The organism is Microvirga sp. HBU67558, from assembly GCF_018069605.1.
Lineage (GTDB): Bacteria > Pseudomonadota > Alphaproteobacteria > Rhizobiales > Beijerinckiaceae > Microvirga > Microvirga terrae.
Window position 1 is genome coordinate 1 of the sequence record NZ_JAGPUP010000508.1, and the last position, 17,644, is coordinate 17,644.

Sequence of the window (17,644 nt, forward strand, 5' to 3'; positions counted from 1 at the left end):
CAGATCCGCGTCACCCCCGATCCCAAGCTCGTCCACCTCTTCGACGAGCAGACCGGAAAGCGCCTGTAATTCAGAGTGCCGAGCCGGAAGGGAGTTGCGCCTCCATGTGCAATGCGATTGCGGCGTCGGCCGGGCTGCGGCGCCTTCTGTCTTCGCCCAACTTCGCGAGAATGGCTTCTCCTGGCATGAGGCTGAAATCAGTTGGCTATCGCGCTTGCCACACGACCATCGAGCCTTTCGGACGGGCAGGGCTTTCTCAGTCCGGCATTCCCCGGCCAAGACCACGGTGGCTGACCAATGGCAGATTGTGGCCACAGACCCACGACAGGATTGGATATCTAGCCTTCTGGCAGTCCGGCTTCAAACGCCGTGACGAAATCATGACAGATGAGAAGCTCATGAGAAGAAGGCCTGGTCGTCTTCGGTCAGGTATTCCTTCGCCCGCTCGGGGATGAGCTCGACTCCCATGCCCGGCCTGTCGAGAACGTCGATCATGCCGTTTTGGACGATAGGGCTGGGGAGCCCTTCTACGATTTCGCTCCACCATGGCGGATCCGCGGTTGTGTACTCGAAGGCGATGAAGTTGCCGGGAAGCGTTGCGCTTACTTGGATCAGGGCCGCGAGACCCAGCAGGCCGTTCGCGGTGCCATGCGGGGCGATCGTGATGCCATGCAGGTCGGCGAATTCAGCAATCCATTTCAGCTCGGCAATGCCCCCGACATCGGCGGGATCTGGACCGATCACATGCACCGCATGGGTTTCGATGAGTTCCTTGAAGTTCTGCCGCAGATAGATCTGCTCTCCCGTGTGAATCGGGGTGACGGAGGTGCGGGTTAGCTCACGATAGGTGCCCGCATTCACCCAGGGCGTATAATCGCCCGACAGCACGTCTTCGATCCACAGGAGGTTGAAAGGCTCGAGCATGCTGGCAAGCCGAATGGCATCGCCAAGCATCCAGCCGGGGCCGCAATCAAGCGCCAGGCCCACATTCCTTCCCGCCACCTCCTTCATGGCGGCGACGCAGTCCACGAGGTGACGAAGCCCCTTCTCCGTCACAGGGCCACGGTCGAGAGCGCCATGGAATGGGCTGGCGTTCGGTTCGCCGTAATAGAAGTTCGGCACTTCCCTCTTCATGGGGGAGTGAAAGCCGATCGGCTGCTTGAAGATGGTGAACCCTTCGGGAAGCGCCATCATCTTGCGCATGTCGTCGGCGTAATCTTCCGGCCTATGGCCTGCGAGAGGGAAGCGGATGGAGCCATTGTAGACCCGCACCTTGTCGCGGACCTTACCGCCGAGCAGCCTGTGAACGGGCACGCCTGCGGCTTTACCTGCCAAGTCCCATAGGGCTATCTCGACGGCGCTGACTGCCGCTCCCCATGGCTTGAACCCTCCGCGCTGCCTGATCTTGAGCATGACTCGCTCGACGAGCGTGGGGTCTTCGCCGATCAGCGCCTCGCGCAGAGCGAGGATGTGCGGCTTCAGATAATGCTTCCATGTCTCGGCCTGGGCATAGCCCGAGATACCCTCGTCCGTGACGATCCGAACGACTGGGCTCTTGCCGATGATGGCGCATTTGAGATCGACGATTTTCATCCACTTCTCCCGGCAGCTATGCTGGCATCGCATTCGTCATGGCACGAGCGGTCTCTATGGCAGCCATACGGATTTCCTCCATCCGACTTGGCTCGGCACCAGCCAAAAAGGGCACGCTCACAGCCGCGGCAAGCTTGCCTTCCTTGAAAAAAACGGGAGCAGCGAAGGCGCAGATGCTAGGGGCACTTTCTCCCTTGTCCTGGGCCCAGCCGAGCCTCCTGATCCGCGTGAACTCAGCCCGCAGGCGCTTAGGATCGGTGAGCGTCTTGCTGGTGTAAGCAGGGAGCGGTTCCGCGAGCCATTGGTTCAACATCTCCGGCTCCATGTACGACAGCAGCAGCTTGCTCGCGGCACTCGCATGGATTGGCATGCGCTGGCCAGGCTTTACCGTCAGGGCATATTCCCGCCGCCCTTGCGCAGCGGCGACGACGATGATGCCCTCGTCATCAATGACGCTGAGCTTGACGCCTTCACCGAGGTCGGATGAGAGCCTCTCCAGGAAGGGCTGGCTGAACGCCGCGATGTCGAAGTCGTTCGCGCGGGATGCGACGTGAGAGGCCAAAGCCAGAAGCCTGCGCCCGAGGCTGTAGGCCCCCGCCTTGTCGCGGTACACCATATCGTGTCGCTGCAGCGTATTGAGAATGCGATAGACGGCAGTCCGCGGCAGATCGAGGACGTCGGCCAGTTCTCGGATGGTCAGGCCGGTACTGTTGTTGTGCTCAAGCGCTTCCAGAACCTGCATCATCCGATCGATAGCAGGGATCGTGTGTTTGTTTTCTACGTCCTGCGTAATCTCGTCCATCATCGTTAAGTCCGCTATTGACAAGTTCTGGTCGACTAGTACCATACATTTGAACTAATAAAATTCATATTTGAATAAGGCGATGCCGTCAACAGGCCGCGGGAGGAGACGGAGATGGAGCAGAGTAGTCGTTCTATATTCAGGGCTTGGGGCGCGCGAGCAGAGGTGACGCTGCCATGCTGACAGTTTCATCGATTGCTCATGTTGCCATCCGGGTGAAGGATGCCGCGCGTACCCTCGATTTTTACACAAACAAGCTCGGCTTCTCGGAAATGATGCGGCTTGATCGGGATGGACGGCTCTGGCTCGTCTATCTCAGGATCACGGATGATCAATTCCTCGAGGTCTTTCCCGATGGGGAGGGAGAACGGGCAGCGGAACGGGAAGCTGTCGGTTACAACCACATGTGCCTTTCCGTTCCCGATATCGATCAGACTCTGCGCGAGCTGGAGGCCAGCGGGGTTCCGCTGATCCGTCCCAAGGTGCTGGGAGCGGACGGCAATTGGCAGGCTTGGATCGAGGATCCCGATGGCCATCGGATCGAGCTCATGCAGATGGCTCCTGACAGCATGCAGGCGGCGGCCATCGCGCGGCTCAAGCGGGCTTGAACCGGACATAGTCCGCATTATCCATTGGCGAGCTCTCCAAGTGATCCGGCGCGAGATGATCGTCTGCGGTTCATCGGATGTGGAGCTTCTAAAGGCTCAAAAGCTCCACGCTCTGAGCGCGTAAGGCGTCGAGAACAAGAAGTACCGATCGGCCTCCGGCCGACCTAAGTCAAAGCATATGAAGCCTGCCTTGCTTCAAGAGCCGCGCCGAAGGCCGAGCTGGAGGAAACTGAATGAAAATCGTGGCCCAGAAGGTGTTCGTCGCCAATGTCTCGCGCACGAACTTCGTGTTCGTCAAGCTCTATACCGATGAAGGAATCGAGGGGATCGGGGAGGCCACATTAGAGTGGAAGACCAAGACCGTCGTCGCTGCCCTGGAGGAGCTCGAACGCGTGCTCGTGGGCCGCGATCCGTTTGCGGTAGATGCTATCGTCGAGCAACTCCACCGTGACAGCTACTGGCGCACAGGTGCGGTCTTCCGCACGGCTTTAGGTGCGATCGAGGCGGCTCTACTGGATATCAAGGGAAAAGCCCTTGGCGTGCCAGTCTTCGAGCTTCTTGGGGGTAAGTTCAGAGATCAGGTGGCCTGCTATGCGAACCACTGGTTCTTCGGTTCCGAGACGCCGGAGCAATATGCAGCCAACGCCCGCAATGCCGTTGCCATGGGATATCGGGCTCTCAAGTGGGACCCCTTTGGAGCTGCCGACCTCGAGATGGATCGGCAGCAGCGCCGCACAACGATCGAGATCGTGGAAGCCGTGCGCGATGCCGTTGGGCCTGATGTCAACCTCATGCTCGACGTTCATGGCCGGCTGAATGTCCCCACGGCCATCGCCATGTGCAAGGCTCTCGAGCGTTACGACCTGACTTGGATTGAGGAGCCGACACCCCCTGAAAGCATCGACGCGCTGGCGGAAGTCCGAGCCAACAGTCCGGTTGCGATCGCAGCCGGCGAGCGCTGGTTCGAGCCCTCCCGCTTCATCGAAGCCCTGAACAAGAAGGCCGTCGACATCCTTCAGCCTGATGTCTCTCATGCGGGCGGTCTCGGCGAGACGAAACGGATCGCGCATCTGGCGCATAGCCATCTGATCCCGGTCGCGCCACATAATCCAGTTGGGCCCGTGATGAATGCCATGACGCTCCACATGTCTATCGCCGTCCCGAACTTTTCGGTCTTCGAAACGGTTTCCGTGGATGTTCCATGGCGTAAGGAGTTGGTGCGCGAGACCCTACAGTTCGAGTGCGGACATATCCTCGCGCCCACGGCTCCGGGCCTTGGTGTCGAGCTGATAGAGGACGCGTGCGCGCGGTTTCCCTATGACGACCACGACGTGCCGCTGTTCGATGGAACCATCAACACCCGCGGAATTGCCACCGGCGAAAAGACGTTTTGAGGTCGGGAGCTTCTAAGAGGTCAACGCTGTTGATGGAACGGTAAGCCTCCGAGGGCCGTGATGAGCGAGAGGTTGCTGATTAGGAATGGACGCCTTCTCGATCCCTCTTCCGGGCGCGACGAGATCCTGGACGTCGCAATAGCAGACGGCAAAATAGTAGGCCTTGCTCCCCATATCGACGCTAGCGGATACCACGTTATTGATGCAACCGGTGCTCTCGTCGTGCCAGGTCTGGTCGATATGCATACCCATGCCTATTGGGGCGGCACTCTGCTCGGCGTGAACGCCGACAAGGTCGGCCCACGGAGCGGCGTGACGACGTGGGTCGATTGTGGCTCCAGCGGAGCGGCAACCTTCGAAGGGTTCTTTCACCATGTGATCAAGCCGAGCCGGCTGCGGATCATTCCCTTCATCAACCTCTCCTATATCGGCCTCACTCAGGCCGGCAACCTGAGCATCGACGTCGGCGAGTTGTTCGATTGGCGCTTCGCGGACCTTCGCGAGCTACGGCGCGTCAGGGCGGAATATGGATCCGTAATCGCGGGCGTCAAACTGCGAGCCAGCAACAACGCCTGTGGCGCAAATGGCCCTGTCGTTCTGCCGCTCGCGCGGGAGGCTGCGAACATCCTCGAGGTGCCGCTTATGATCCATATCGGAAACGCTCCGCCGATCATTGATGAAGTTCTCCCTTATCTCAAGGCTGGTGATATTCTGACCCATATCTACAATCCGTCGGTCGGTGGATGTGTCCTCGACCAGCGCATGCGCCTGCGGCCGTCCGTGCGCGAGGCGCTCGCCCGTGGCGTCAAGATGGACCTGGGGCACGGCGGAGCGAGCTTCTCATTCGAGGTTGCACAGGCCGCCATCGAGGAGGGCCTGCTTCCAGACGCGATCAGCACGGATATTCACGCGCACAATATCGAGGGCGTCGTCAAAGACCTTCCGCACGTCATGGCCAAATTCCTGTCGCTCGGCTTCTCCCTAGAGCAAGTGATCAGGCTGACGACATGCTCTCCAGCCGACATTCTGGGTCGGCCGGATCTTGGTAGGGTCGAGCTTGGAGAGGAGGCGGACCTGGCCGTGTTCCACGTCCGGCACGATCCCGTTCAGGTCCATGACTCTCTCGGCGTTGGTAGGGAAGCGCCAACTACACTCGAATGCGCGCTGACGCTGTGTCGAGGACAGATCATCGATATGCTCGATGACGGGCGGGCCGAGGGCCGAACATACTCATCAGATCAGAGCCGGAAAGGCCGAGACCGTGGTGATCGGAAGTAATCGTCAACTCGAACTCTCCAGCGGTGAAGTAGCTCAAGATAAATGGTTGACATCCATCACATTCGGACCATAACTTTAGTTAGATTGAATTGGCCATGTTCAAATATGAACCAGTAAAGAAGCCAATCAGCTGGGACACCCGGTGCGCATCCGCACAATGATGCAAGGTTGTTTCCTTCAGGGAGGAGAGAAGATGAAGAAATCAAAACGGTCCGGTGTTCTCCTGGCAGCATCTATGCTGGCGCTGTCGGCCGGCAACTGCCTTGCCGGTGACGTGATTTGGTGGACGCCCAATTGGGGCGAGGCACGGGCCCGAGACTTGGCCGACAAATTCATGAAGGCGATCCCGGACACCAAGATCAAGATCGAGGTGACGACGTCCGATGGCTTGCCGCAGCGCGTTCTGACCACGCTGCAATCCGGTGCTGCGCCAGATCTCATTGAGGTGCAACACGGATGGGTGAACGGCTATGCCCAGAACAACCTCGTCATTCCCCTCGATGACACGCTGCAGGACCGGGGTGACTATGTTCCCGCGGCGCTGGACTACGTAACCTGGAACGGAAAGCTCTGGGCGATCCCGTACCGTATCGAAACGCTTGCGGTGATTTACAACAAAGGTCACTTCAAGGAGGCAGGGCTCGATCCTGAAAAGCCACCGCAGACCTGGGACGAGTTCGTGAAAACCGCAACCGCTCTGACACGGGGAGGACGGTTCGGCTTTGCGGTCACGGGTGGCGGTGAGGTCGGCAATACGATCTTCCGGTCGCTGCCCTTCATCTGGATGAACGGCGGAGACATCATCTCGAAGGATGCCAAGACGGCTCTCATCAACAAGCCCGAGGCCGTGGAAGCGGTAAAGTTCTATACGGACTTCTACAAGAAGAAGATATCTCCGACATCGACGCTGGAGAACGACGGTATTGCCAACCGGCGTCTCTTCATCGCTGAAAAGGTATCGATGTACCAGGCGGGGCAGTTCGACCTGGCTTCGATCCTGAAGGAAAATTCTAAGATCGACATTGGCGTGATGCAAATTCCCCATCCGCAGGGTAAGAATACCGCAGCCATTCTGGGCGGCTGGAGCTTCATCGTCCCGAAGAGCGCGAAGAATCCGACAGAAACAAAGAAGTTCATCCAGTTCCTGAACACTCCGGAGAACCAGGGTTACTTCACCGATACGTTCCCAGCGCGCGTTTCGTCGATGAAACTTCCTCGCTTCGATGAACCGATCCTGGCAGGCTATAAGGCAATGCTGCCGTATGGGCGGCCTGCTCCAAGCCACAAGAATTGGGTCCAGATCACCCAGGCCTACTTCAACAACGTCCAGGGCATCATGCTCGGCAAGGAAGAGCCGCAGGAGGCCATGGACAACGCGGCCGACGATATCCAGTCCCTGCTCGACGAGTAGTTCCCGCGAGCCCGAGTTCCAGGATTCAGCGGCGTGTGCTGCTGAATCCCCCTTCTATTCGAGGACGGTCTCATGTCTCGTCAATCGACAGGCTACTGGTTCATTTTGCCTGCGTTGGTCGTCCTGGCTATGCTGATTGCTTATCCTGTTTCCTACACGGGTCTGCTCAGCGTCACTGACAGCCAATCCAATTTCGTCGGAGTCAAGAACTTCGCTACCGTGCTCCGTTCCCGCGCTACGCCCCAGGCCTTCTGGAACACTCTGTATTGGGTCGGCGGCTCCATCATCTTTCAAGTCCTGCTCGGGACCGCAACCGCGATCCTGCTCAATCAGAGCTTTCCCGGCCGCTCCATCGTGCGCTCCGTTGCGCTCATTCCGTGGGTCATACCCAGCATCGTCGCGGCCACCACGTTCGCGTGGATGTTCCACACCGAGTTCGGCATCATCAACTACATGATGACCGCGCCCGGTCTGATTGAGCAGCCCATCGGCTGGCTCACCAACCGCGACACCGTCATGCCGGTGCTCATCGCCATCAATGTCTGGAAGCTTTTTCCCTTCGTCGCCGTCATGGTGCTGGCCGGCCTCCAGTCAATCCCGAAGGAACTCTATGAAGCCGCTCGGGTCGACGGGGCCGACTTTTGGGAGGAGGTGCGCCACATCATGCTGCCGCAGGTGCGGCCGGTCCTGGTCGCCGTGACTCTGCTTCTGGTGATCTGGGGTCTTAACTCCATCACCATTATCTATGCCATCACTCGCGGTGGTCCGGCCAACAGCACCTTGATCACGCCGATTCAGATCTTCCGCATCGCCTTCGAGAACGTGCAGTTCAACCAAGCCGCGGCGTTGTCCGTGATGTTCTTCGCGGTCGCGATCCTGATCGTGTTCTTCTACATCAAGGCACTCGCCGCAGCTCCGGGAGAGGCGCGATGACCACAAATGCTCACGTGCTACCGCCCAAGCAGGCTGCCGCAGCAGAAAACACGTCGGCGTCCGCCAAGCCGACCAGCCCTTCGGATCGCACCGGACTTGGCACCCCGTTCATCGTCATCGGCTGCATTCTGCTGGTGGCGATATGCCTCTTTCCCTTCTGGTGGATGAGCCTCTCGTCGATAAAGACCCTGCGCGAGCTTTATACCATTCCGCCGATCTGGTGGCCGGCGGCGCCCACCTGGGGCAACTACCACAAGGTTCTCTTCGAATCGAACATTCCCCGCTACTTTCTCAACAGCGTGATCATCTCGGTCGGAGCCACCGGGCTGGCGCTGTGCTTGGCTGTGTTTGCGTCCTACGGCTTCGCGCGGTTCGACTTCAAGGGCAAGCCGCTGTTCCAGGCCTTCGTGCTTGTCGGTCAGCTGCTGCCTACGGCCGCTATTATCGTGCCGCTGTTTGTGACGCTGCGCGTGCTGGGACTGGTGAACACTTACTGGGGCCTGATCCTGGTCTACATGATCATCACACTGCCCCTCTCGGTGTGGATGCTGACCAGCTACTTCAAGGCGATCCCGGTCGAGCTCGACGAGGCGGCGATTATCGACGGCGCCTCCCGCGTGGGCGTGCTGTTCCGGATCACGCTTCCCCTCTCGACGCCCGGGATCGTGGCAGTGGTGGTGTACTCCTTCGTGACGACTTGGAACGAGTTCATCTTCGCACTGTGCTTCGCCAGTGATTCATCGGTCAAGACGCTTCCCATCGGGCTGGCGGAGTTCTCGACGGAGTTCAATACGGACTGGGGCGCGGTCATGGCGGCATCCGTGATCATGACGCTTCCAATCGCACTTTTGTTTCTGTCGATGCAGCGCCTGTTCGTGGGGGGGCTGACCGCCGGCGCCACCAAAGGCTGAGGAGCAATCCATGACATGCATCGCCGCCACCATGCCGACCATTGGTCTCGGGACGTACGGGAGAACCGGAGATGCCGGGATGGCAAGCATCCTGGCAGCCCTCGAACTCGGCTACAGGCATATCGACACGGCCCAGAGCTACGATACCGAGCGACCGGTCGGTGAAGCCTTTCGCCGGTCCGGAATTCCCAGGGAACAAGTCTTTATCACAACGAAGGTTGCCGACACAAAGCTCGACAGGGTGGGCTTCATGCCGAGTGTCGAAGAGAGCTTGGAGACCCTCGGTCTCGACCATGTCGATCTGCTTCTCATCCACTGGCCATCCCAGAACAATGCGGTGCCCTTTGAAGACTACATGACCGAGCTCAAGCGGGCACAGGACATCGGCCATTCCCGCTTCATCGGCGTCTCGAACTTTCCGATCGCGATGCTCGAGCAGACACGGGCACTTCTCGGAGATGGGGCAGTTGTCACCAACCAGGTGGAAATCCATCCCTATCTGCAGGCGCCGCGGCTATCAAACTATGCGCGCTCGATCGGCCTTCCTCTCACGGCATACCAGCCTCTAGCACAAGGAGATGTAAGATCGGATCCTGTGCTGGTGGCCCTTGGAGAGCGTCATGGGGTCACTCCGGCTGCAGTCGCCCTCGCTTTCCTGATGGCGGAAGGCCATGCCGTCATTCCGGCCTCGTCCAATCCCGTCAACCTGCGTGAGAACATGCGGTCCCTCGAAGTGCGCCTTTCCGACGACGAGATGGGGCAGATCCGGGCTCTCAACCGCAGCGAACGGCGGATCAACCCGACAAAATCCCCAAGGTGGGACGACTAGTTTCGAGCCGGGGCGCGAGAGGACATCATGCGGAGAGTATCCGTCAGCAGCGTGCAGAAAGTCGTGGTGTTGTTCCGCGACCGCGTCGTGCTGCTGCCGGGGCGCGCCTCGCCTTCGCGCCTCGTCTCGAACGGATCCGTATCTTTGACACCCAAACCGGCCAGCGGATCGAGCCTTTTGCGAGCGGGCCGGCCTCGTGATCCGTCATCAGCTCTTTGCCAATCGTTTTCCAACATGAGGATTTCAGAATGAAACCCATCCCTCAGATCAAAGACATTGTGCGGCCTCCGCGCAAGCTCTCGGACGCGCTGGCGCTAATCGGAACGGCCACTGCAAGTAGCGAGCTCAGCCTCATGGGCATTCGCGACCCGCAGATCCGTGGTCCGCTACCGCTCAAGCAAGGGAAATCAGTCGCCGGACCTGCGCTGACCTTGCAGTGTATGCCCAAGCGCGAGGACCTTTACGGTACCAACGAATACGAAAATCCCGAGCTGCAGCTGCACAGGCACGTGCTCTATCCGGCCCAAGCGGGTGACATGGTGATCGTCGATGCGCGCGGGGATATGGCCAGCGGCATTTTCGGGGAGATGATGCTGACCTTCTTCGCCGGCAGAGGCGGGGCCGGCGTGGTGGTCGACGGCTGCATCCGGGACTCAGCCAAGGCCAAGGAATTGGATCTTGGAATCTGGGTGAAAGGCGTGACGCCGAATTACCATGCCCAAACGGCCCTGATTCCATTCGCAGTTAATGTTCCCATTGCCTGCGGTAACGTCCTGGTCATTCCGGGAGACATCGTCGTCGCGGATGACGACGGCGTCGTGGTCGTTCCGGTCGCGCTCGCCCCGAAGCTCATCGAGGTGGCGGGCGAACATGCTGAGTGGGAGGAATTCGCCCGCTACCGCCTGTCGCAGGGTGGCGATTTGCGGAAATATTATCCGCTGACGGAAGAGGTGCAAGAGGAATACATCGCGTGGCGCAACGCCCAGAATGGATCTTCCCACGCATGAGCATCCCCGGTCTTTTGCGCCGGGAAGCGCGATGCTCGGCCGGATTCCTGTCCTGGTCGCAACGACGCGTCGAGGGGCCGTTCGCAAGAGGGGGGCTACATGTTCGGCGGGGTGAAGCGCAGTCGGCTTTACATCTGCGCTACTACTTCGCTGTACGCCGTTATGCTTTCGATCAATAGCGCAAGGACCTTCTGAACACGGCGTTGTCGCGGGAGGAGAGCCTTCTTGGTCGCGGCTTCATGATAGTCTTGGCCAAGACAGATCGGACCTCTTCTGGCAAATTCTCTTTCTAAAGCGAGGGATGTGATGACGATGGACACGTTCGCACCTCGGCTCTATGACCGCCGGACCGTCCTGGTGTCGGGAGGCACGAGTGGGATTGGGCTTGCTTGTGCGAGGGCCTTCCGGGACCTCGGGGCCGAGGTTGTCGCGACCGGAGCGACGCGATCTGAGCGCGACCAGGCTTCGGATGACGCGGAGAATACCGGTCTGGTGTTCGAGGTTCTCGATGTGCGGAACGGTCCCGCGATCGTAGACCTGCTCAAGCGGATGGAACATCTGCACGTGCTGGTGAATGCCGCGGGGGTGATCCGCCGCGACGTCGAACACGACCCGGATGTTTTCGCCGATGTTGTCGATATCAACTTGAATGGGGCGATGCGTGTCTGTTCGGCCGCGAGAGAAAAGCTGCGTGACAGCAGGGGAGCGGTCGTCAATGTTGCGTCCATGCTCAGCTTCTTCGGGGGAGCGAGAGTGCCCGCCTACAGTGCCTCGAAGGGTGGAATCAGCCAACTGACGAAAAGCCTGGCTGCGGCCTGGTCATCAGATGGGATACGTGTGAATGCCGTCGCGCCGGGTTGGATTGCAACACCACTGACCAAGGATCTTCAGGCCGATCCGGAGCGCAGCCGTGCCATCCTGGCCCGTATGCCGATGAACCGATGGGGATTTCCCAGTGAGGTCGCCAATTGCGTGGTCTTTCTCGGCTCGCCTGCCGCGTGCTTTGTGACGGGGGCCATTCTGGCTGTCGATGGCGGCTACCTCACCGTTTGATGATATCGCATCTCACAGGAGTATATGGAATGTCAGAGCCTGAAATCACTCCAAGCAGTGACAAATGGATTCCCTACCGGCATTCCCAGCCAAAGGATTCTCCACCGGAACTTGTGGTTCCGAACGTCATCCCGACAGACGAGCGGATATGGGTCCCGGTCGAGGAGAATGTGTGGTTTCGACCCCTCCTGCTTGCTGCATCACGCGGCTATTGGATGAACCTGTTGCGCGTGAGGAGGTCTGGCGTGCTTTCGCGCCATCGGCATCCTCAGCCAGTTCATGCCTTCGTGCTGAGGGGAGAGTGGCGCTACCTGGAGCATGATTGGATCGCCAAAGAGGGATCTTATGCCTACGAGGCTCCAGGGGAGACGCATACGCTTGTCGTTGATCCCCATGTGGATGAAATGATCACTCTTTTCCAAGTCAACGGCGCAATGATCTATGTCGATCCGGACGGCCAAACCACCGGGTTCGACGATGTGTTCACTCGGATCGAGAAATGCCGCAATCATTATGCGAAGAATGGCTTGGGAGCCGAATATATCGACCAATTCATTCGATAAATGGGCGGCATCGAGCGTTTTGGCATGGGACCCACGCCGTCGAGGTTAAATGCTTGGCTATCGCGGTGCGATTGCCGCTTGGATGTTTGACATTGAATTCTCGTCAACGCTGAGTCGTCAATGTGAGATTGCATCGTACAAACGTAGAAGGGAGGTACCGCGAGCTCCATTGGAGCGGGCTTCTCCCACCGCAAGTGCTTTTCAGCGATCGAAGAGATCCGTGGAAGGGGTCTCTCGGAGCCAGTCGCACGTTGACAGTTGCTTGAGATAGCAGGATCGCAGAGGCTCATGCAGTCACGTCGATGATTGCTCGGTCTCATGCCCGAACGACAATCGGCGGCCCAAGCGCATCCCGCATTGCCAGGTCAGGAGAAACGAAATGTCACTGATTACTTATCTGACAACCATTCGCTTTGCGCCCGGTGCCCTCGCCGAGCTCGGTGACGATCTGCAGGAACTGAATATCAGAAAACCGCTGATCATTGCCGACGTGGGTCTTGAGCGCGCGGGCTTGATTGATCGCCTCAGGAATGTGCTTCCGAACGGCTCCGACGTGCCAACCTTCACGGGAACACCGACAAATCCGACCGAGGGCGCTGTACTCGCTGCGCTGGATCTCTACCGCTCCCGTGGGTGCGACGGATTGATTGCCATAGGCGGCGGCTCGCCGATCGATTTGGCAAAGGGGGTTGCGCTGCTTTCCACCCATAGCGGCCCTCTGGAGGGCTATGCCGCGATTCTGGGTGGGATTCCGAAGATCACCGCAGCGGTTGCGCCTTTGATCGCCCTCCCGACCACGGCCGGCACCGGAAGTGAGGTGGGACGGGCGGCTCTGATTACCCTGGAGGATGGGCGCAAGCTCGGGTTCATCTCTCCCCATCTCATCCCTCGGCGGGCGATCTGCGATCCCGAGCTGACATTGGGGCTTCCCCCAGCTCTCACAGCGGCAACCGGTATGGACGCAATCACGCATTGCGTCGAGACCTTCCTGAGCCCGCGCTTCAACCCTCCGGCGGAGGCCATCGCCCTGGATGGCCTGGAGCGGGCTGTCAAGAACATCGAGCGTGCGGTGACCCACGGTGACGATGCGGCGGCCAGGCACGAGATGATGATGGCTGCGCTGGAGGGAGGATTGACCTTCCAGAAGGGCCTTGGTGCCGTTCACGCCCTCTCTCATCCTCTCGGAGGCCTGAAGCAGGTCTCGCTGCATCATGGGACACTGAACGCCGTGCTGCTGCCCTATGTGATCGAGTTCAATGAGAAGAATTGCGGCCCCAAGTACGACGTTCTGCGTCAGCGAGTGGGGATCGGGCCTGGAGCGAATCTCGCTGATTTCTTCCGTAATCTTAACGCGCGCCTCGACATGCCGGAGAGCCTTGCGGCGATGGGTGTTCCCCGCGTCACGCTCCCCAGCATTGCCGAAAGCGCGACCAAGGATCATTCATCGGCCACCAACCCACGACCGGCAAGCGCCAGCGACTATCTCGCGATCCTGGAGGCGGCGTACGAAGGCGGATCTCTTCACGCCTCCACATGAAGCTTCACTCAGCAGAGCGACATGGCCGTGTTGGGTAGGAACCGGCCCGCGACTAACGCATCAGCACGCAAAGGGGCAACAGAATGCCAAACCCGCATGAACTCGAGTTCAACGACGGCCACACCATGCCCCAGCTCGGCTTTGGGCTATGGCAGGTTCCCAATTCCGAAGCCGCTCACGTGGTCGGCCAAGCTTTCCGAGCCGGATATCGGATGGTCGACTCAGCTGCGGCTTACGGCAACGAGGCGGGCGTCGGGGAAGCCTTGAGGGCGAGTGGATTGGCGCGTGAGGAAATCTTCGTGACCACGAAGTTGGCCAATCCTAATCATGGCTATGATGAAGCCCTGCGTGCCTTCGACGAGAGTTTGGAGCGTCTGGGTTCCGACTACGTGGATCTCTATCTTATTCACTGGCCCCGTGCCTGGGAGGATCGCTACGTGCAGACATGGCGCGCCTTCCAGCGGATCAAGGAGGAGGGGCGTGCGCGGTCAATCGGAGTTTCCAATTTCACGATCGAACATCTCCAGCGCCTCATCAACGAGACGGGTGTTGTCCCAGTTCTGAACCAGATAGAGCTGCACCCGCGGTTTCAGCAGCGGGTCATGCGAGAATTCCACCAGAAACATGGAATTGTTACGCAGTCCTGGAGCCCGCTCGGCCGGGGGCAGCTCGCTGAGAATGAGACAATCAGTGCTCTTGCGGCGAAGCACGGCAAAACCTGGGCACAAATCGTGATCCGCTGGCATATCGCCAGCGGCGTGGCTGTGATCCCGAAATCCGTTGCATCCGAGCGAATTCGGGAAAACTTCGATATCTTTGATTTCGCACTCTCTCCAGATGACCTCGCGCAGGTCAGCAAGCTCGACAGAAGCGATGGACGCGTTGGAGCGCACCCGGATCAGTTCCGTCCGTGAGGGATTCGTGAAAGTGCACCTTAGACTCGGAAGGTCGCCTATTAGCACTTCTCGGAAGTAGACCAAGGGTCTGCTCTCGCGAGGAGCAGCGTACTTTCCCAGGGGGCGGGGTTCGTCAGTGCGTGACCCCGAGCCGACGTTCCTTCACTCGCGTCTTCCGCAGGCGATAGTCTAGATGCCGTGGGTAGACCGGTGGGCATCAGGCATGATCCTGTCAACAGGCGAGAAGGGTCTGGACCCCAGACTAGCGGAAGCTATGCCTTAACGCGTGGCACCGGGGCGCTTATTCGGTTTGATGCCATCAATAGGAAGTGAGAGCCGGGATCTGCTCGCCCATCATGCTCCGGAATTGCGTTTAGCCACCTCAGAAATTAGCAGCATCATGGTGGCACGAACCTGCAGAACCCTGTGCACCGATGAGGTTGTATGATCCCTTCCCACTTGAGAAACTTCCTCCGCGGGTTCGACGCGTCACCCTGGCGAAGTTCGGAGGCCGATGCCCCTCTGTTCGGGACGTTGTCAGCATCCCAGATGCCGACTGGCTCAAGTTTCGGGGCATGGGGGCAAAGTCACTTGGACGGCTTTGGTCTGTCGCTCAGAACGTCCAACGGAATGCGCGCAATTCTCCTCTGGCTGGAATGACCGAGGCTGAGTTGCAGGCTGAATACGATCGTCTCAGTGATGCGAGGAAAGCGATCGACGATCAGCTCAAGGCTGTTCGATCAGAATTCCTATCGAGGCTGTTCACCAAGCATGGCCAACGAGATCCTGCTTGATACCCTTCAATAGCCGATCCAAGGCGTCACGATAAACTGACTTACCCGAAACGCGTCCTCGTTCCGGGAAGTTCATCCGGAACATGACTTCTATCGCCTCTAGACCAGTTCACAACATGACTGAGGCTGCGACCCAGTAGAAGAACGCCGAGATGATCGCTGAGGCTGGGATCGTCACAATCCAGGCCATCACGATGCCCTTGGCGACGCCCCACCTGACGGCTGAGGCCCTGCGGGCGGCTCCGACCCCGATGATCGCCCCTGTGATCGTGTGGGTCGTCGAGACCGGAATGCCGAGCCAGGTGGCCATGAAGAGCGTAATGGCTCCCCCCGTCTCCGCACAGAAGCCCTGCATGGGGGTGAGGCGGGTGATCTTCGATCCCATCGTATGCACGATCCGCCAGCCGCCCATCAGGGTCCCCAGGCCCATGGCGGCCTGACAGGAAATGACAACCCAGAAGGGTACGTAGAACTCGCTGCCGAGATGGCCCTGCGAGAACAGCAGCACAGCAATGATGCCCATGGTCTTCTGGGCATCATTGCCGCCGTGCCCGAGGGAATAGAGGGCTGCCGAAAGGAACTGTAGGCCGCGAAATGCCTGGTCCGCAGCAAAGGGGGACGAGCGGGAAGCCGACCAAGTGGTTATGAGAACCAGGAGAAGTGCGAGCCCAAACCCGATCAGAGGCGACAGAACGATGGCCAGAAGAGTGGGCCCAAGTCCGCCCCACACGACGGCTCCCAGGCCTGCTTTGGCAACGCCCGCACCTACGAGGCCGCCGACCAGTGCGTGGGAGCTGCTGGAGGGAATGCCGCCCGCCCAGGTTATGATGTTCCAGATGATCGCTCCCATGAGGGCACCGAAGATGACGGCGGCATCGATGATGGAGGCCGAAACAATGCCGCTGCCGACGGTATTCGCAACATGGAGCCCGAAGAACAGGAAGGCGATGAAGTTGAAGAACGCAGCCCAGATCACCGCGAGTTGCGGCCTCAGAACCCGGGTTGAGACAATGGTCGCGATGGAATTGGCGGCGTCGTGAAGGCCATTGATGAAGTCGAACAGCAAGGCCACTACGATGAGACCTACCAGCAGTGGCAGCGAGATGGAGGCGGCATCCATTCTGCGGCGCTCCTCAGACGTGCTCGATCACGATGCTGTGGACCTCGTGGACCACATCCTCCAGACGGTCCATCACCCGTTCGAGATGGTCAAGCACCTCCGACGCGACCCAGAAGTCGAGAGCGTGAGCCGATCCCATCGCCTGGAACATGCGGCTGCGGGCAGCATCGTGAAGATCGTCCGTCTGTCCTTCGATCTGCGTGATGCGCTCCGACAGGGTGCTGATCCGCCCCGCATTCGTGCCGACGGAGCGCAGCATCGGAATGACCTCCTGAACGATCCGGGCGCCTTGGACGATGCAATCCGCCATCTCGACCATCTCAGGTTCGAACCGGCTGACCTTGAAGAGGGCCACCGATTTGACGGTCTTGCGCATCTGGTCGATCGCATCATCCATCGACGTGATGAGATCCTTGATATCGCCTCGGTCGAACGGCGTGATGAAGGATCGCCGGATGGCAGCGAGCACTTCTCCCGTGATCTTGTCCGCGTCATCCTCGCGGTTCATCACGGTTGCGATGTTCTGCTCGATATCGGGGCCACCCGCCAAGGTTGCCCGAAGGGCTTCCGCGCCGGCCAGAATTATCCTCGAATGCTCTTCAAACAGATCGAAGAACTGATCTTCCTTGGGCATCAGCGCGCGGAACCATCGAAGCATGGGTCATCTCCTTATAAGAGCAGGGCACGCACTTCAGCAGTCATGAGCGATCTCGCAGGGGCCATCCGGAGGAATGTCGTGACAAGGCGTAGCACAGGGACGATGAGCATCGCGATAATCAGACCGGCGAGAGCGATCCTGTGCATGAGAAATTTGAGTTCCATTCCGATCAAGCTTGGCATTCATAGGCGTGCTGCCGCAGTCATACCACAGACGTTGCCTCGCGCCGCAAGGGTGGCATTCCAAGCTGACAAGCT

16 protein-coding genes are annotated in these 17,644 nt (G+C 59.3%); 12 read left to right on the plus strand and 4 right to left on the minus strand.

Going from position 1 to position 17,644, the window contains the following annotated elements; all coding sequences use genetic code 11:
* Positions 1-396: 396 nt before the first annotated feature.
* Both KBI52_RS12790 and KBI52_RS12795 read right to left on the minus strand, forming a co-directional pair.
* Complete coding sequence (locus tag KBI52_RS12790; protein WP_210807884.1) at positions 397-1,593, minus strand: mandelate racemase/muconate lactonizing enzyme family protein; 1,197 nt, start codon at positions 1,591-1,593, stop codon at positions 397-399.
* A gap of 16 nt (positions 1,594-1,609) precedes the next feature.
* Complete coding sequence (locus KBI52_RS12795; RefSeq protein WP_247654359.1) at positions 1,610-2,398, minus strand: IclR family transcriptional regulator; 789 nt, start codon at positions 2,396-2,398, stop codon at positions 1,610-1,612.
* Between the two features lie 173 nt (positions 2,399-2,571).
* Here KBI52_RS12795 and KBI52_RS12800 point away from each other — a divergent pair, with 173 nt between their 5' ends.
* The 12 genes from KBI52_RS12800 (at position 2,572) to KBI52_RS12855 (ending at position 14,833) form a co-directional block, all read left to right on the plus strand.
* Positions 2,572-3,003: a VOC family protein gene (locus KBI52_RS12800; protein WP_173946316.1), complete on the plus strand. Its 432-nt coding sequence runs from the start codon at positions 2,572-2,574 to the stop codon at positions 3,001-3,003.
* A 233-nt stretch (positions 3,004-3,236) separates the two neighbouring features.
* Positions 3,237-4,397, plus strand: a complete 1,161-nt coding sequence (locus KBI52_RS12805) for a mandelate racemase/muconate lactonizing enzyme family protein (RefSeq protein ID WP_210807886.1) — start codon at positions 3,237-3,239, stop codon at positions 4,395-4,397.
* Positions 4,398-4,457: 60 nt separating this feature from the next.
* Positions 4,458-5,675, plus strand: coding sequence for an amidohydrolase/deacetylase family metallohydrolase (locus tag KBI52_RS12810; protein ID WP_210807888.1), 1,218 nt, complete (start codon positions 4,458-4,460; stop codon positions 5,673-5,675).
* Between the two features lie 142 nt (positions 5,676-5,817).
* Entirely contained in the window at positions 5,818-7,086 is a 1,269-nt protein-coding gene (locus KBI52_RS12815) for a sugar ABC transporter substrate-binding protein (protein WP_262266292.1), read from the plus strand.
* A 72-nt stretch (positions 7,087-7,158) separates the two neighbouring features.
* Positions 7,159-8,019 (plus strand): carbohydrate ABC transporter permease, encoded by an 861-nt coding sequence (locus tag KBI52_RS12820; protein ID WP_210807890.1) that lies wholly within the window; start codon positions 7,159-7,161, stop codon positions 8,017-8,019.
* Positions 8,016-8,930, plus strand: a complete 915-nt coding sequence (locus KBI52_RS12825) for a carbohydrate ABC transporter permease (protein ID WP_173946311.1) — start codon at positions 8,016-8,018, stop codon at positions 8,928-8,930. Before KBI52_RS12820 ends, KBI52_RS12825 begins: the two co-directional genes overlap by 4 nt.
* A gap of 10 nt (positions 8,931-8,940) precedes the next feature.
* Entirely contained in the window at positions 8,941-9,759 is an 819-nt protein-coding gene (locus KBI52_RS12830) for an aldo/keto reductase (protein ID WP_173946310.1), read from the plus strand.
* A gap of 248 nt (positions 9,760-10,007) precedes the next feature.
* Complete coding sequence (locus KBI52_RS12835) at positions 10,008-10,766, plus strand: ribonuclease activity regulator RraA (protein ID WP_173946309.1); 759 nt, start codon at positions 10,008-10,010, stop codon at positions 10,764-10,766.
* A gap of 312 nt (positions 10,767-11,078) precedes the next feature.
* Positions 11,079-11,819, plus strand: coding sequence for an SDR family NAD(P)-dependent oxidoreductase (locus tag KBI52_RS12840; RefSeq protein WP_247654360.1), 741 nt, complete (start codon positions 11,079-11,081; stop codon positions 11,817-11,819).
* 29 nt (positions 11,820-11,848) lie between these two features.
* A complete protein-coding gene (locus KBI52_RS12845; RefSeq protein ID WP_173946307.1) occupies positions 11,849-12,382 on the plus strand; it encodes a 2,4'-dihydroxyacetophenone dioxygenase family protein in 534 nt (177 codons plus the stop codon).
* Positions 12,383-12,761: 379 nt separating this feature from the next.
* Positions 12,762-13,919 carry an iron-containing alcohol dehydrogenase gene (locus KBI52_RS12850; protein WP_210807892.1) on the plus strand — a complete coding sequence of 386 codons (1,158 nt, stop codon included), beginning with the start codon at positions 12,762-12,764 and terminating at the stop codon, positions 13,917-13,919.
* A gap of 83 nt (positions 13,920-14,002) precedes the next feature.
* Complete coding sequence (locus KBI52_RS12855) at positions 14,003-14,833, plus strand: aldo/keto reductase (RefSeq protein ID WP_210807894.1); 831 nt, start codon at positions 14,003-14,005, stop codon at positions 14,831-14,833.
* Between the two features lie 885 nt (positions 14,834-15,718).
* Here the strand turns inward: KBI52_RS12855 and KBI52_RS12860 are convergent.
* Positions 15,719-16,729: an inorganic phosphate transporter gene (locus tag KBI52_RS12860; RefSeq protein WP_173946303.1), complete on the minus strand. Its 1,011-nt coding sequence runs from the start codon at positions 16,727-16,729 to the stop codon at positions 15,719-15,721.
* A 13-nt stretch (positions 16,730-16,742) separates the two neighbouring features.
* Positions 16,743-17,387 (minus strand): DUF47 domain-containing protein, encoded by a 645-nt coding sequence (locus tag KBI52_RS12865; protein WP_173946302.1) that lies wholly within the window; start codon positions 17,385-17,387, stop codon positions 16,743-16,745.
* Positions 17,388-17,644: the final 257 nt, after the last annotated feature.

Coding starts and splice junctions, on each gene's coding strand:
- KBI52_RS12800 (WP_173946316.1), top strand. CDS start 2,572: ATGCTGACAGTTTCATCGATTGCTCATGTTGCCATCCGGGTGAAGGAT.
- KBI52_RS12835 (WP_173946309.1), top strand. CDS start 10,008: ATGAAACCCATCCCTCAGATCAAAGACATTGTGCGGCCTCCGCGCAAG.
- KBI52_RS12850 (WP_210807892.1), top strand. CDS start 12,762: ATGTCACTGATTACTTATCTGACAACCATTCGCTTTGCGCCCGGTGCC.
- KBI52_RS12810 (WP_210807888.1), top strand. CDS start 4,458: ATGAGCGAGAGGTTGCTGATTAGGAATGGACGCCTTCTCGATCCCTCT.
- KBI52_RS12805 (WP_210807886.1), top strand. CDS start 3,237: ATGAAAATCGTGGCCCAGAAGGTGTTCGTCGCCAATGTCTCGCGCACG.
- KBI52_RS12825 (WP_173946311.1), top strand. CDS start 8,016: ATGACCACAAATGCTCACGTGCTACCGCCCAAGCAGGCTGCCGCAGCA.
- KBI52_RS12845 (WP_173946307.1), top strand. CDS start 11,849: ATGTCAGAGCCTGAAATCACTCCAAGCAGTGACAAATGGATTCCCTAC.
- KBI52_RS12860 (WP_173946303.1), bottom strand. CDS start 16,729: ATGGATGCCGCCTCCATCTCGCTGCCACTGCTGGTAGGTCTCATCGTA.
- KBI52_RS12855 (WP_210807894.1), top strand. CDS start 14,003: ATGCCAAACCCGCATGAACTCGAGTTCAACGACGGCCACACCATGCCC.
- KBI52_RS12840 (WP_247654360.1), top strand. CDS start 11,079: ATGGACACGTTCGCACCTCGGCTCTATGACCGCCGGACCGTCCTGGTG.
- KBI52_RS12820 (WP_210807890.1), top strand. CDS start 7,159: ATGTCTCGTCAATCGACAGGCTACTGGTTCATTTTGCCTGCGTTGGTC.
- KBI52_RS12830 (WP_173946310.1), top strand. CDS start 8,941: ATGACATGCATCGCCGCCACCATGCCGACCATTGGTCTCGGGACGTAC.
- KBI52_RS12795 (WP_247654359.1), bottom strand. CDS start 2,398: ATGATGGACGAGATTACGCAGGACGTAGAAAACAAACACACGATCCCT.
- KBI52_RS12790 (WP_210807884.1), bottom strand. CDS start 1,593: ATGAAAATCGTCGATCTCAAATGCGCCATCATCGGCAAGAGCCCAGTC.
- KBI52_RS12865 (WP_173946302.1), bottom strand. CDS start 17,387: ATGCTTCGATGGTTCCGCGCGCTGATGCCCAAGGAAGATCAGTTCTTC.